A 14,010-nucleotide genomic window follows, 5' to 3' on the forward strand; every position below is an offset into this window, starting at 1 on the left:
CATCCCAACAACCTGTATGCCCCAAAGTAAGGAAATAAAATCAGCGTTTCCCTAGGAAACTTACGACCCCCGATTACTCGGACGCCGCTTCCCGGTGCTAGAAAGGCGTACGGACAACTCCTTTCACGGGACTTGAACCCGCTGGATATACCGCCGATCACGGCGAACAACCGGTACCCTTTTGATGGACGCCAAGAGGCGAGGAGCGTTATCCACGGCCGGCCGGTTCGGTCGCTTGCGACGAACCGGAATCCGGCCGGCGGTGGATAACGCGGCGCTGCGAACTGATGTTGCCCGAGAGCTTGGCGCCTGACCTGCGCGAACAACTGGCGCGTGCCCGGGCATGGTGGCTGAAGGACCAAGCCGAAGGACGCAGCGGCGTTGCGCTTCCCGACGCTGTGGAGCGGACCGTCGCCGGGCCATCAAGGGCCCACATTGTTCGCGAAGGCCGGGTACCGGCACGCGGCCGCGCGCATTCGACGCGTACGCGGGCAAGCCCGATATAATGGCGGGCATTTGCCCTTTCCGTCGGACGCCCTGTTGCCTACTGCCCTCCGCTGGCTGATCTACCCGTTTGTCGTCCTCCTCGGACTGGCCGCCATGGTCGTCGCGATGGTGGTCATCGTTCTCAGCCTGACCTATCCGAACCTGCCGTCGCTCGAAATACTGACCGACTATCGGCCGAAGATCCCGCTGCGCGTTTTCACCGCCGACGGCCATCTGCTCGGCGAATTCGGCGAGGAGCGGCGCGCGGTGGTGAGCATCCAGGACGTGCCGGCGATCATGAAGCAGGCCATTCTCGCCGCCGAGGACGAGCGCTTCTATCAGCACGGCGGAATCGACACGCTGGGAGTACTGCGTGCCGTCTACACCAACCTGCTGAGTGGCGGCAAGCGCCAGGGAGCCTCGACGATCACCCAGCAGGTAGCCAAGAACTTCTTCCTCTCGTCCGAGAAAACCTACACGCGCAAACTCTACGAGGCGCTGCTGGCCTTCAAGATCGAAAACAACCTCAGCAAGGACCAGATCTTCGAGCTGTACATCAACCAGATCTTTCTCGGGCAGCGCGCCTACGGTTTCGCGGCTGCCGCGCACATTTATTTCGGCAAGCCGCTGGCCGATCTGACGATCGCCGAAGCCGCCATGCTCGCCGGTCTGCCGAAAGCGCCCTCCGCCTACAACCCGGTGGTCAACCCGAAGCGCGCCCGCATCCGCCAGCAGTATGTCCTGCGGCGCATGAACGAGCTCGGATACATCAACGACCAGCAGTACAAGGCGGCACTGGAACAGGCGCTGGTGATCCGGCGCGACGTCAATGAAACGCCCATGCACGCCGAGTTCGTCACCGAAATGGCGCGTCAGATGACCGTCGAGCGTTTCCCGGAGGACGCCTATACGCGCGGACTGCGAGTGTACACGACGATCCTCCGGGACGATCAGGAAGCGGCCTACCAAAGCGTGCGGCGTGGCGTTTTCGACTACGATCGCCGGCACGGTTACCGCGGTGCCGAGGCTTACGTTGACCTGGGCGAAATCAACTCGGAACAGGACGAGACGCTCGACGAGCTGTTGGCCGATTTCCCGGATAGCGAAGACCTGCATCCGGCGATCGTGCTGCAGGCGGACAGCAAGAAGGTTCGCGCCTACCGTCGCGGCGGCGACATCGTCACCGTCAGCGGCGACGGCCTCAAGTTCGCGGCCCGCATGATCGACGACAAGGCGCCGCCGAACAAGCGCCTGCGTCGCGGCGCGGTCATTCGCGTGCAGAGCGAAGACAAGAGCAACTGGCGGATCGTGCAGATGCCCGAAGTCGAGGCGGCATTCCTCGCCGCAGACCCGCACGACGGCGCGATCCGTGCGCTGGTCGGCGGTTTCGATTTCAACCGCAGCAAGTTCAACCACGTGACGCAGGCGTGGCGGCAGCCGGGATCGAGCTTCAAGCCCTTCATCTATTCGGCGGCGCTGGAGAGGGGATTCACCCCGGCATCGGTGATCAACGACGAACCGATCAGCTTCCCGGCAACGGTGACCGGCAGCCAGGCGTGGGAGCCGAAGAACTACGACGGCAAGTACGAAGGCCCGATGCGCATGCGAACGGCCCTCGCCAAGTCCAAGAACATGGTCTCGATCCGCCTGCTGCAGGCGAGCGGAGTGCACTTCGTGCAGGACTACATCACCCGTTTCGGCTTCCAGGCCAGCCGGCATCCGCCCTACCTGACAATGGCCCTCGGCGCCGGTTCGGTCACGCTGTGGGAGATGGTCACGGCCTACGCCGTCTTTGCCAACGGCGGCTATCGCGTACGCCCGTACATCGTGCGCGAAATCCAGGACGAGAAGAAGCAGGTGCTGGCACGTGCCGAGCCGCTCACCGCCGGTGACGAGAGCCTGCGTGCGATCGATCCGCGCAACGCTTTCCTGATGGACAGCATGCTGCGCGATGTGACGATCTACGGCACGGCGGCACGCGCTTCGGCGACGCTGAAGCGCAAGGATCTTGCCGGCAAGACCGGAACCACCAACGAGCACGTCGACGCCTGGTTCTGTGGCTACCAGCAGACGGTCGTCGGCTGCTCGTGGATAGGCTTCGATCAGCCACGCAATCTTGGCAACGGCGAGACCGGCGGCACCGCGGCGCTGCCTACGTGGATCGGCTACATGGCGAGAGTGCTGAAGGATGCTCCCGAAGCTTTCCTGCCGACGCCGGAGGGAATCGTCGCCATCGATTCGCAGACAAGCGGCAAGGGTCCTGCGCAGGAGCTGTTCTACAAGGAGAACGCCCCGAGCGAACTGGAACCGGAACCACCGGTGGATAACAGCAAACCCGAGGACTGAGCTGCAGGCGGCGTATGACCCGGCGCGGCAGACCGGAATGACCGCGGGTGTGCACTAGTTCCTTTTCCCGGCAGCACGGAATCGACGACACTGCCTCCATAGGTCAGTCGCCCTTTGACCTTCCGCCTTGACGTGAGCAGCGGGCGCCAAGACGGCTTCGAGCCGCTGGGAATCTGGCCCGTCTGTCGGTTGCCGGAGGCGGGCAACATGGAGGTCGAAATGAAAGTGATGATGGCTGTGGAAGGCGACGATTGCGCACTGTTGATCGAGCCGGAGGATGCCGAGGGCCGCGCTCTGCTGGCGGCCTTGGGTGTCCGTGGAGATTTCCGCAAGACCCTGGCAAGCTCGAAGGGAACGGCGGAAGTGACTGCGACCCCGGTCGCTGCCGTCTGCGCGGAGCTTGCCCCCGAAGTCGGCTGAAAGACGCTCGGGAGCTTGCGCCCGGCTGGCGGATCGCTCGCTCCGGCGCGGCCTGCCCGCGGGCGATGTTGTCGTCGGTGTGCCACTGCCGGGGCCGCTCGCAGCGCTCGCTGCGGCAGAAAGGGTGGAGGGGGGCGCGTGTTACACTCCGCGCCTTGAGAATTTCCGGTAGCGCCGACGAATGCCTCCTGCGACCACTCGTCCCGTCTCCTCGCTGCGCATCTATTTCCGGCTGCTCGGCTATCTGCGCCCTTTCGTCGGCCTCTTCCTGATCAGCCTGCTTGGTTATCTGATTTTCGCCTCGTCGCCGCCAATGCTGGCGGCCATCCTGAAATACTTCGTCGATGGACTGAACGCGCCGCGCGGCGCGATGCCACTGCCGCTTCCGCTGCTCGGGCAGGTCGACATGATCTATGGCGTGCCGCTGTTGCTGGTGCTGGTCGTCACCTGGCAAGGGATAGGATCGTATCTCGGCTTCTACTATCTGACACGGGTTTCGCTCGGACTGATCGACGACTTGCGGCGCGCGCTCTTCGACAGTCTGCTGTGCATGCCGAATGCCTACTTCGATCAGCGCAATTCGGGGCACCTGATCTCGCGCATCACCTACGACGTGACGATGGTGACGGGCGCTGCGACCGAGGCGATCAAGGTCGTGCTCCGGGAAGGGATGACCGTGATCTTCCTCTTCGGTTATCTGCTCTGGATGAACTGGAAGCTGACGATGGTGATGGTCGCGGTTCTCCCGATCATCGGCGTGATGGTAAGCCACGCCAGCCGGAAGTTCCGCCGACAGAGCCGCAAGATTCAGGCCGCGATGGGCGACCTCACGCACGTCGCATCGGAGACCATCCAGGGCTACCGGGTCGTACGCAGCTTCGGCGGCGAGGACTACGAATCGGCGCGCTATCGCGCGGCGAGTGCCGACAACACGGCCAAACAGTTGCGCATGGTGAAGACCGTCGCCAGCTACACGCCGGCCCTCCAGCTCGTCACCTTCGCCACGATGGCAGCGCTGCTGACGCTGGTGCTGCTGCTGCGCGGAGATTCCTCGGCCGGCGATCTGGTCGCCTACATTACCGCGGCTGGCATGCTGCCGAAACCGATTCGCCAGATCTCCGAGGTCAGCGCGACGATCCAGAAAGGACTGGCGGGGGCCGAGAGCATCTTCGCCCAGCTCGACGAAGAGCCCGAACCCGACCGCGGCACTGTCGAGAAGGAGCGTGTCAGCGGCCTCCTGGAAGTGATTGACCTCTCCTTCGTCTATCCCGGCAGCACCCAGCGCGTGCTCGACCACGTCAGCTTCTCGATCGAACCCGGACAGATGGTGGCGCTGGTCGGACGCTCGGGAAGCGGCAAGTCGACGCTGGCAAGCCTGATCCCGCGCTTCTACAACCACGACTCGGGCCAGATTCTGATCGACGGAGTGGACGTCGAAGACTACAGGCTGCGCAACCTGCGCCGGCATATCGCGCTGGTCACACAACAGGTCGTCCTCTTCAACGACACGGTCACGCGCAACATCGCCTACGGCGATCTCGCCAGCGCGCCGCGGGCGGCGATCGAGAAAGCGGCCGAAGCGGCTTTTGCCCGCGAATTCATCGATCGGCTGCCGAATGGCTTCGACACGCTGATCGGCGAGAACGGCGTGATGTTGTCTGGCGGGCAACGCCAGCGGCTGGCGATCGCCCGCGCCTTGCTCAAGGATGCACCGATCCTGATTCTCGATGAGGCGACTTCGGCGCTCGATACCGAATCGGAGCGCCACATCCAGAATGCGCTCGACCAGGTGATGGCCGGCAGGACGACGCTGGTCATCGCGCACCGCCTGTCGACCATCGAAAGAGCCGACTTGATCCTGGTGATGGAACACGGGCGGATCGTCGAGCGGGGCAGTCACGCCGATCTGCTCGCCGCCAACGGGCACTACACGCGCCTGCACGCCATGCAGTTCAACGAGGAAGCGGCGAAGGAAGCGGCGAACGAAGTCGCCTGAACGAGAGCCTCGCGGACTTCAGGCCGCCGGCAGGCGATCGTCCAACCAGCGATGGAGCGCCGACCCCGGCGACCAGTTGCGCAACAGGCGCGCACGGTCGCGCCGCCAGGCGCGCGCATGCGCGGCAGCCGTGCGATGCTGGACGACCGCGTCAAGATCGATGAGCAGCACACGGTTATCGTGCCACAGCAGATTCGTCGCCTTGAGGTCGCCATGACTGATGCGCTGTTGGCACAGGGACTCGAACAGGTCGAGAATCGCCCGCGCCTCTGCGGAAGGCGGCGCGCAGTCCGGAGACAGGTGCGTCAGCAGGTTCGGCCCCCGGCAGTACTCGCAGATCAGCCAGGCGCGGCGGCGCAATGGTCCGGCGCGTTCCTCGATCAGGGCGAGCGGCGCCGGCGTCGAAATGCCGAGAAACTGCAGGCGCTGCCCTTCCCGCCACGAGTGCCAGGCCCTGCTCGGACGCCACAGACGGCCCAGCGCATGGCGCAGGCTCTTGAGGTTGTAGCGCTTGATCACCAGTTCGCGGCGGTCGACCAGCACGCGGGCAACAGTACAGGTCGCACCGTCCTTGAGCAGCTCGCCGCCGTCGATCACAGCATCCGGCGAAGCGAGCACGACCGCCAGCGCCGCGGCCTCCTGACGCAGTACGGCGCGAAAACAGGTGGTGCTCTGCTCGACCGCGAACAGGGTGCAGTCGCGAACGGTCTTGGCGAGATAGTCGCGCAGGCGCCAGGCCCGGAAGCGAGCGATTTCCTCGCGTAGCCCGGCGAGTTCGCTCTCATCGGCGCCCGCCGCTGCGGCATACGCCGGCAGCAGCTCGCTCAGCCGGTCATCCCAGGCCGGCGGCAACTGCGCCAGCAGCATGGCCAGATTGGCACGAGCGCGCGCTGCCGGCAACGAACGCCGAGCGCTGACCTGCTGCACGGCATCGCCGTCGACGACCCACAAGTGACCGGCGTGGCACAGGAAATTGCCCAGATGCGGGTCTTCGTGCACCAGACCGGCGGCGTGCAGGCGCCCGTAAGCGGCCAGCAGCGGCACCAGGAGGGACAGTGCTTCACGCTCGTCCGCTGACCGCCCGGCGACCCGCGCCCACGCCTCGGCCAGACTCTCGACCGGTTCGAGAAAGGTGGTGAGCAGCGCGTAACCACCGCCAGCGATCGTCTTCGCGGCGATCAAGGCCGGGGTCGGAATGCCGGCCCGGGCGAGTGCATCGAGACCCGCTCGTTCCTGTTGCCAGCGCTTCCCGCCATGGCGATCGATGAACAGCTTGGCGAGCACGCGGCTGTCGTCGAGTTCCGCCTCGCCGACCAGCCGCTTGCCCGGCAGCACGCGCAACAGGCGGCGCATCGTCAGTTCGCGGCCGTCGTCCAGCGCGATGCGGAAAGGCAATTGCGGAGCGCGTCCGGCTGCCCGCAGGGCGCCGACCCCGGTCAGTGCGGGCTGGCTCACCGGCATTCGATCGGGCAAGCGTACCCCCACCCCATCAGCGCGCATCCCGGTTGGCGAACTTGCGGACATATCGCTCCTGCAGGCGCGGCACCGCCCGCGCCAAACGGGCGAGCAGCGGCGCCTCGTCCCGCAGGATCGAGCGCAGCGGGCGGGTGAAATACACTGCCAGAAAGCGCAGCAGGTCACGCTGCGTCAGACCGATGCCGAGCGCGGAAAAATGGAGCGCGGCGAGATCCTTGTCGCGCCAGCGGGCAGGCGTGCGGGCACGGACCTGGGCGCGATGCAGATCGATCAGCGACAGCCGGAGCCGGGCTGCCGTCGGCGTCGGATCGAGATGGAGAAGAAAGTGGCAGAGGTAGAAGTCACGGTGGTTGACACCGCCCGAGTGCAATTTGCGCGCCATCTCGGCGACGCGACGGATGAGCGCGCGCTTCAGGCGAACGGGCGGCGGCGTCTTCGCCCAGTCGCGGCAAAAATCTTCGAGGCTGATGGTCGGCGCCAGTTCTTCGGTAATCAGGAACGAACGCTGCCGCGCCGGGTTTTCGCCGCGCTGGCCAAAGGCGACAGCGCGCATGGTGTCGACACCGAGTTCGCCGAGGCGACGGATTGCTCGCCACTCGTTCTCGGCGCCGAGAACCGGCAGGCGCAGCGTGAGCAGATTCTTGGCGATTTCCGCCCAGCCAACGCCGCGATGAATCTTCACGAAATAGCCCTTTCCCGCCACTTCGGTGCGCAGGGTACGCCGCCCCTCGAGTTCACGGAAGATCTTGCCCTGGAGAGACTCGACCGCGACGAAGGGATCGCTTCCGGCCCACAGCGAGCGAAACGGTTCTTCGAGAAAGCCTTCGGGAGCGCTCACCGGCAACCCTTCACGATCACGTCGGCGGCACGTTCGGCGTTGCCGTAGATGTCGGCGTGCCGGGCGTAGGCCAGGCCATTGGCTTGCCAGCGCAAGCGCGCCTCGTCGTCGGCAAGCATTCGCGCCAGTGCCTGGTCGAGGTCCGCCTGTGAAAAAGGCTCGGGAACGACCAGACCCGCGTCGGCTTCGCCGATGTAATGCGCGTAGCCACAAACGGCGGTGGTCAGCACCGGCAGGCCGGCGACGACAGCTTCGAGGAGGACCGTACCAGTGTTCTCGCTGTACGCGGGATGCACCAGCAGGTCGGCGCCGAGCAGAAAGCGCGGGATGTCGCCACGTCCCGGCAGGATGCGCACGCGATCGGCGAGCGCCAGGGCTCGCGCCTGCACCTGGAAAGGCTTCGGATCGTCGTCACCGATGGCAAACAGCCGGCAGCGCTCGCGCAAGGCCGGGGGCAGCGCGGCCAGCGCCCGCAGGCTGCGATCGAGCCCCTTGGTCTTGAAACCGGATCCGAGCTGCAGCAGCAGCAGGTCGTTCGCCGCGAGCCCGAACTCGCGGCGAAACGCGGCCCGGATGGCCGGCGCGTCGACCGGCGCCCGCCGATCGGGCGAGATACCCGGTGGCAGCAGGTGGAAGCGATCATCCGGCGTGCCGTAATAGCGTTGAAACAGCGGCTTCTGCACAGGCGAGAGCAGCAGGATCTCGGTCCGGCTGTTCACCCCGAATACCGCCAGCTCATACTCGGAAAAATGGCGGTAGCGTGCCGACAGGCGGTACCAGCGGCTGCGCAGCGTGCGAGCCTTGTCTTCGTAGCAGGGGTCCGCGGCAAAATAGACGTCGAGGCCGGGCATCTTGTTGAATCCGACGACACGCTCGACCGGATGTCCGGCGAGATGATCCGCGACCCATCGGGAGAACTTCGCGTAGCGGACGTGATTGCTCAGCGCGCGAACCGGCACCCGCAGCAGTTCGAAGCCCTCGGGAACCTCGCCGCGCCATTCCAGCGTGTATACCCGCACGGCGTGGCCACGCGCCTGACAAGCCAGCGCAATGCGCAGGAAATCCCGCTGCAGGCCGCCGAAGGGAAAATACTTGTACAGACAGAAGGCGATGTGCATCATTGCCCGCCGCCACCGGCAACGGCGGGCCGCCGTTCAGTTGCCGCTGACATAGTGATAGCGCGTCTTGCCATAGTCGATCTGTGCTTCATCGCGGACCCTGGCGCGATCCACCAGCGCGGCTTCATCGAGCAGGACCACGGTATCGGGCGCTGCCGCCAGCGCCTGCTGCAGAGCCTTTTCGCCGACGAGGACCGGCACTTCGCGCTGCAAATAGAACGAGACCGCGCCCTCGATCCGTTCGGTCGGCTGATACAGCGCGATCGGCCGACCCGATGCTGCAAAATCGGCCAGTCGCTCGATCACCCGTCTCACCGACTTGCCCTGGTCGTCGTGCGGAACGACGAAGCTGAAATAGGCGACATAGGCCGTGCCGAGGATGCCGACGCAGGCTGCGGCAAAGGGAAAGATCCGCAACCGCACCGCCGATCGCCAGAGCACGAACAGCAGCGGCAGCGCCACCACGGCGCACAGCCCGGCGACCAAGGGAGCGTCGACTTTCACCAGACGAAAGACGACGTACAAGGGGATCGCCGAAACGATCATCGCCTGGATCCCCGCCAGCCAACGGGCTTTTCGCAGGCCGCTTGCGGAGACGCCGGCGGCAAATGTCTGCACGACGAAATGCGCGAGCAAGGCCGCCGCCGCCGGATAGAGCATCAGCAAATAGGAAGGACGCTTGCCCGCGGAAATGGAGAGCAGGACATACGGGGCGACCATCCAGCAGAACAGGAACAGCATCCGCCGATTCTTGCGGAGGAGCCTGATCGACTGCCAGATGGCCACATACAAGAGCACAGACCAGGGCTGGAAGGTTTCCGGCAATCTTTTCAGATAAAAGTAGAACGGCTCGGCATGCGCACCCTGCGAATACTCGCCTTCGAATCTTCCGACGCTGTTGGTCCACACGACTTCCCTGACCGCGTCGAAACCCTGCGCGGCGAACAGCGTCCAGAGCCAGGCGAGGATCGGCAACAAACCCAGCAGGGCGAAAGCCGCCGGATACAGCCAGTTGGCAACGACCAAGCGCCGGTCGAAACAGATCGATTCCGCCAGCAGATACACCAGGATGACCACGCCCGGGATCGCCAGCCCAACCACTCCTTTCGTCAGGGTGGCGATGGCGATGCCCGCCGAATAGAGCAGCCACAAGCCCGGCGAGCGGTCTTCACGGGTGAAATAAAACGACAGCAAAGCCAGTGAAACGCCAAAAGCGAGCATCGCATCCTGGCCGGCCGTTCGCGCGTACTCCACGAACGACGCCATGGTGATCAGCAGGCAGCCACTGAGCAGGGTCAGCCAGTCCTTCTCCGGTGACTTCCGGAAAAAGAAGACGAACAGCAGGACGGTGGCGATTCCCGCCAGCGCCGAAGGCAGGCGCGGCGCAAACGCCTCGTAGCCGAACAGCCAGATCGCCGCGCCCTGCAGCCAGTAACTGAGCGGCGGCTTCTCGAGAAATGGACGACCATTGAGCGTTGGCACCAGGAACTGGCCCTGCTGCAGCATGTCGGCGGCAATCCCCGCCTCACGCGGCTCGGTCGATTCCCGCAGATCCAGACGGTTCAAACCGCTGAAGGTCAGCAAGCACGCCAGCAGAAGCAAGACCAGTCCCGGCCTCAGCCAACCGGGTAAGCGAAAATCCATTGAAGATGATTCCACAGAACTCCTTGGGCCTTTACTAGTGTCGTTTACTCTTCAAAGGTTGGGGTGAAATCCTTCCTTTTGCCTCTTCTCTTGCGGAGAAAAGAAAGACCCGACCCGCTGCGCGCGCGCCAGCTCTTCTGGCCCGGCTTGCTATGGGTTATCACGTCTATAGCAAGGCAGTTTTCGCTATTCTCTGACAGGTCCTTCTGCTCCATCGGTCACTCAGGGGAACACCGTAGACAGTGCGAATCGGGAGCGTTCCTAGGGCTAGGCAAATCCGTAAGAGTTGCACACCTCCGCTGTAGCTAACGCGTAACACTGCCACCGAGCAATAAACCGAAAAATATGTTTGCCAAGCTGGCGTGGCAAACTATTTCTTCAACAAGGACCTACCCTTGATTTTGGAAAGCCTATGACGGCTTACTGATCCTTGAACTGTTACGATTGTAGACAATGCATTTCTCCAAGACGGATTCACCAAAAGTCTGGATGGCTCTTTCGCTACTGAGCAAATAGTAAGCAGCGCTTCGAGCGTTACCAACCCACTGGCCGTCTTCTACTTCCAGCGAAACGCCGGGATTTCGGCATTGATTGATCGCCGTAACCAAGTTTTCTGGTAGGTCAGACAGCAAACCACTCCCATGAGCAAATGAGTTTCTGAAGCTCTTAAGATCAACAAGCGTATTGCGGGTTTGTTGGCTATTAAATAAAGGCAGCCCTATCTGATCGCGGGTATATATTTCAGCGGATTTGATAAAATCTTTTCGCGGTAGGATTCTAAATTCGGCCGAGTGCCCAACGGTGGCTTGCCAATGCTTGAGAGTCCTCTTCACCCCATACTCGAATGCCGCGAATACCGATACTAATATGCCACCCCAAATAAGTCGAGGTAGAACCGTTGAGCCATCGCGAGTAACCGCCTCCAACTCTGCCTCCATTTCTGCAACTGACACAGGGTCTGACGCACGCTTGATACGAGCGGTGATCCTTACACCTTGTTGAGCGGTGACATGAGGAATGAAATCATTGGCGGCGCGAATATATCTTCGCAATTGTGCGAATGTATCGATAGCGAAGGGAAATTCGCAGATGAGATCAAACTCGGCGAATGGATCGACAATCGGAATGTTTGAACCGGGCATCGTGAGCGAACTGGATGAGAGGTCTAACAATTGCAAATGTCTTCGAGATTGAAATTAGTAGCGTATTGCAGCGCCGATTATTCTGCGTTCGGTGGCATTCGGGCCGACTCGGACTTGTGCTTGCTTCAGGATAATCACCCCATTGGCACCCATACTTGCAGCTTCCCTTTTTAGTGCACGAACCGCAAGTGCCATGTCCTCTTTTTCGCCGGGGCCATAACTTTCATTGGCAAGGGCCGCACCGAGTTGTGAAAGTATATCCAACTGGTCAAGAAGACCGGATTTTGCCATTCCGTGGGCTTCGATGGCCCCGATTACCTTGAACGGGACATTCGGCTTAAAAGCAAAAATCTTAACCTGGCTCTCGTCAATCGGACTATACGCTTCGTCTCCTTGTAGCACATGGGTGGCTTCGGATACGTCGGCAAAACACGGAAGGGCGGCCAAAGAAAGAATGACAGCAGAGAGAATTAACGACTTTGTCGTTCGCATGATTGCTCCCTTTACAGTTGATGCGGGTTTATGAGTAAAACTATAGCATTTTGTCATTAGAGCCTCTTGCAAAATTCGCCCTGCGGGGCTGATTTTTCGGGGTTCGGGGTCAGGTCTTCCCTTTTGCCTTGAGGGAACGGTGGGAGTCAAGTCTTTCCTATTGCCTTTTGTCTTGGGAAAAAAGAAAGACCCGACCAACAGCGCGGACCCCCGGCGACCCCAGAGTGAGTCAGAAGAACTGCTTTGCGAAATTGGCAATTGGAAGCTAGGCGTCAGTTCTCGCATTGGCACACACGTGCATGGGAAACTCGGCCAAATAGAGGGTTGTCGCTTCCTGAAGGTTGGCGATTGCCTCTTCAACCGTTTCACCTTGAGTAGTCGTTCCGGTCTCGGGATTCATGGCGACGTAGCCACCTTCTTCGACAGGGGTGAGTGCTGCGGTCATTTCCATTGTCTTCTCCACGATCGAGAGCTCAATTGTCGCTCATTCCGTCGATTGTGGTGACCAAAGTGGAACTAACCGGCGCGAGCCGGCTCTCTCGCGAAGCGTCCGTGTTGGGCGAAACGTTGGACGAAGCCGCTACGCGGAGGAAACGGCTGCGCTGTAGCCGTGTTTGAGTCACGATGTCGCCTCGCCACTCATCCGGGGGATCTTCATCACGAACGCGAGGTTAGCGCAAGATGGAGGACATGTCCGCCGCCGCAGCGACAGTTGGGGGTCATTCCTCGCGTGGCTTCGGGATCAGGTCTTCCCTTTTGCCTTTTCGCTTTCGGAAGCAAGAAAGACCCGACCTCCAGCAACCCCAGACTGGGTCAGAAGAACTGCTTTGCGAAGTTGGCAATTGCCAGACCCAGCACCGCCCCAAGCATCCACTTGACCAAGGTGAGCTCGCCGGAGACTTTCGCGTCGAGATGGTCGAACCGGTTCGCCAAGTGCTCGATGTTGTGTGGAGTCGCCACCTCCGAAGTCTGCGTAGCCACCGATAACGCAACCGCCTCAGCCCTGGTGTGCGCCTCGGGTACTCACGCAGCGATGAGCTGTTCCACAGACTTCAACGTATCGAGAGTCACCGTCGCCATAATAGTGGACATAGCGCGAAGCGAGCGCGCCAAGAATGGCCGTTTGTAGAATGCACGGGCGCGCCTCTTCTCAACGCTGCGCGACCTCGCCGGCGACGGGAGGCGCCTCGCTCCCCCGAGGCCGCTTGTAGCGATTGTAGCCCCAGAGGTACTGCTCGGGGCACTGGCGGATCAGATGCTCGATTTCGTGGTTGATCTGTTGCGCACGCTCTTCGATCGTCCCGCAGATCGGCTGCGTTGGCTGCTGCAGATGGAAGTGATAGCCGGCACCGCCCGGCAGGCGCTCGGCCCAGACCATGATCACGCTGGCGCCGCTTTCGGCCAGTCGCGCCGCCAGGGTCATGGTGTAGGCCGGCTTGCCGAAGAAGTCGAGCCAGCGTCCTTCGCCCGCCTTGGGGGCCTGATCGGGCAGCATGCCGACTGCTTCGCCGCGCTTGAGCGCCTTGAGCAGGCTGCGCACCCCGGACAGGTCGGCAGCAGCGATATGCAGTTGCTCGCGCGCCCGACCGGCTTCGATCATCGCTTGCAGCCAGGCCTGCCGCGGCGGCCGGTAAAGGACCGTGATCGGGGCATGGGTGGACAGGTACTGCGCAGTGACCTCGAAGCAGCCGAGGTGCGGGGTCAGGTAGAGTATTCCCTTGCCGCGACGGGTAGCGGCCTCGACCAGATCCCAGCCCGACACCTTGACGACCCTTGCCGCGGTCTCGGCGAGCGGCCGCAGCCAGATTTTCGCCAGTTCCAGTGCGCCCTTGCCCACTTCGGCGACGGCGCGGGCGTGAACACGCCTGGCCTCGTCGTCGCCGAGCGCGAGCTGCAGGTTCTCGCGCAGGTGGCGACGGTAGGTCGGCGAAAACAGCCAGGTCAGCCAGCCGAGAAATGCGCCGAGAGCATGCAGCCAGGAAAGCGGCAGGTGGCTGAGAAGACGGAAGACGGTGAGCACGTGCTGATCCGGTCGTGACAAAGTTGGCAACA

12 protein-coding genes and 1 pseudogene are annotated in these 14,010 nt (G+C 62.6%); 4 read left to right on the top strand and 9 right to left on the bottom strand.

Annotated elements, in window-relative coordinates:
• Positions 1 to 284: 284 nt before the first annotated feature.
• From NFV80_RS02235 to msbA, 4 genes and pseudogenes are all read left to right on the top strand, one after another.
• A pseudogene (locus tag NFV80_RS02235) lies at positions 285 to 407 on the top strand (integrase); the annotation flags it as partial.
• Between the two features lie 133 nt (positions 408 to 540).
• Positions 541 to 2,832 carry a penicillin-binding protein 1A gene (locus tag NFV80_RS02240; RefSeq protein WP_295329451.1) on the top strand — a complete coding sequence of 764 codons (2,292 nt, stop codon included), beginning with the start codon at positions 541 to 543 and terminating at the stop codon, positions 2,830 to 2,832.
• Between the two features lie 207 nt (positions 2,833 to 3,039).
• Positions 3,040 to 3,252 (top strand): hypothetical protein, encoded by a 213-nt coding sequence (locus NFV80_RS02245; protein ID WP_295326174.1) that lies wholly within the window; start codon positions 3,040 to 3,042, stop codon positions 3,250 to 3,252.
• A gap of 181 nt (positions 3,253 to 3,433) precedes the next feature.
• A complete protein-coding gene (gene msbA, locus NFV80_RS02250) occupies positions 3,434 to 5,248 on the top strand; it encodes a lipid A export permease/ATP-binding protein MsbA (protein WP_296757692.1) in 1,815 nt (604 codons plus the stop codon).
• Positions 5,249 to 5,266: 18 nt separating this feature from the next.
• Here msbA and NFV80_RS02255 read toward each other — a convergent pair whose 3' ends face one another.
• From NFV80_RS02255 to NFV80_RS02295, 9 genes are all read right to left on the bottom strand, one after another.
• Positions 5,267 to 6,703, bottom strand: coding sequence for a lipopolysaccharide kinase InaA family protein (locus NFV80_RS02255; protein WP_295326178.1), 1,437 nt, complete (start codon positions 6,701 to 6,703; stop codon positions 5,267 to 5,269).
• A gap of 34 nt (positions 6,704 to 6,737) precedes the next feature.
• A complete protein-coding gene (rfaP, locus tag NFV80_RS02260; RefSeq protein ID WP_295326179.1) occupies positions 6,738 to 7,562 on the bottom strand; it encodes a lipopolysaccharide core heptose(I) kinase RfaP in 825 nt (274 codons plus the stop codon).
• Complete coding sequence (locus NFV80_RS02265; protein WP_295326231.1) at positions 7,559 to 8,680, bottom strand: glycosyltransferase family 4 protein; 1,122 nt, start codon at positions 8,678 to 8,680, stop codon at positions 7,559 to 7,561. The genes rfaP and NFV80_RS02265 overlap by 4 nt, the downstream gene beginning before the upstream one ends.
• Before the next feature lie 36 nt (positions 8,681 to 8,716).
• Positions 8,717 to 10,324 carry a glycosyltransferase family 39 protein gene (locus tag NFV80_RS02270; RefSeq protein WP_295326181.1) on the bottom strand — a complete coding sequence of 536 codons (1,608 nt, stop codon included), beginning with the start codon at positions 10,322 to 10,324 and terminating at the stop codon, positions 8,717 to 8,719.
• A 410-nt stretch (positions 10,325 to 10,734) separates the two neighbouring features.
• Complete coding sequence (locus tag NFV80_RS02275; RefSeq protein WP_295326182.1) at positions 10,735 to 11,466, bottom strand: hypothetical protein; 732 nt, start codon at positions 11,464 to 11,466, stop codon at positions 10,735 to 10,737.
• Positions 11,467 to 11,520: 54 nt separating this feature from the next.
• Entirely contained in the window at positions 11,521 to 12,015 is a 495-nt protein-coding gene (locus NFV80_RS02280) for a hypothetical protein (RefSeq protein WP_296757695.1), read from the bottom strand.
• Positions 12,016 to 12,223: 208 nt separating this feature from the next.
• Positions 12,224 to 12,409 (bottom strand): type II toxin-antitoxin system HicB family antitoxin, encoded by a 186-nt coding sequence (locus tag NFV80_RS02285; protein ID WP_295326185.1) that lies wholly within the window; start codon positions 12,407 to 12,409, stop codon positions 12,224 to 12,226.
• A gap of 362 nt (positions 12,410 to 12,771) precedes the next feature.
• Positions 12,772 to 12,918, bottom strand: a complete 147-nt coding sequence (locus tag NFV80_RS02290; protein ID WP_295326187.1) for a hypothetical protein — start codon at positions 12,916 to 12,918, stop codon at positions 12,772 to 12,774.
• Positions 12,919 to 13,108: 190 nt separating this feature from the next.
• Positions 13,109 to 13,978, bottom strand: a complete 870-nt coding sequence (locus NFV80_RS02295) for a lysophospholipid acyltransferase family protein (RefSeq protein ID WP_295326188.1) — start codon at positions 13,976 to 13,978, stop codon at positions 13,109 to 13,111.
• Positions 13,979 to 14,010: the final 32 nt, after the last annotated feature.

The organism is Accumulibacter sp. (genome assembly GCF_023806565.1).
Classification (GTDB): domain Bacteria; phylum Pseudomonadota; class Gammaproteobacteria; order Burkholderiales; family Rhodocyclaceae; genus Accumulibacter.

Bases quoted from the DNA above. Each gene is read 5' to 3' on its own strand.
- NFV80_RS02270 (WP_295326181.1), bottom strand. From the start codon at position 10,324: ATGGATTTTCGCTTACCCGGTTGGCTGAGGCCGGGACTGGTCTTGCTT.
- NFV80_RS02275 (WP_295326182.1), bottom strand. From the start codon at position 11,466: ATGCCCGGTTCAAACATTCCGATTGTCGATCCATTCGCCGAGTTTGAT.
- msbA (WP_296757692.1), top strand. From the start codon at position 3,434: ATGCCTCCTGCGACCACTCGTCCCGTCTCCTCGCTGCGCATCTATTTC.
- NFV80_RS02265 (WP_295326231.1), bottom strand. From the start codon at position 8,680: ATGCACATCGCCTTCTGTCTGTACAAGTATTTTCCCTTCGGCGGCCTG.
- NFV80_RS02280 (WP_296757695.1), bottom strand. From the start codon at position 12,015: ATGACAAAATGCTATAGTTTTACTCATAAACCCGCATCAACTGTAAAG.
- NFV80_RS02245 (WP_295326174.1), top strand. From the start codon at position 3,040: ATGGAGGTCGAAATGAAAGTGATGATGGCTGTGGAAGGCGACGATTGC.
- NFV80_RS02285 (WP_295326185.1), bottom strand. From the start codon at position 12,409: ATGGAAATGACCGCAGCACTCACCCCTGTCGAAGAAGGTGGCTACGTC.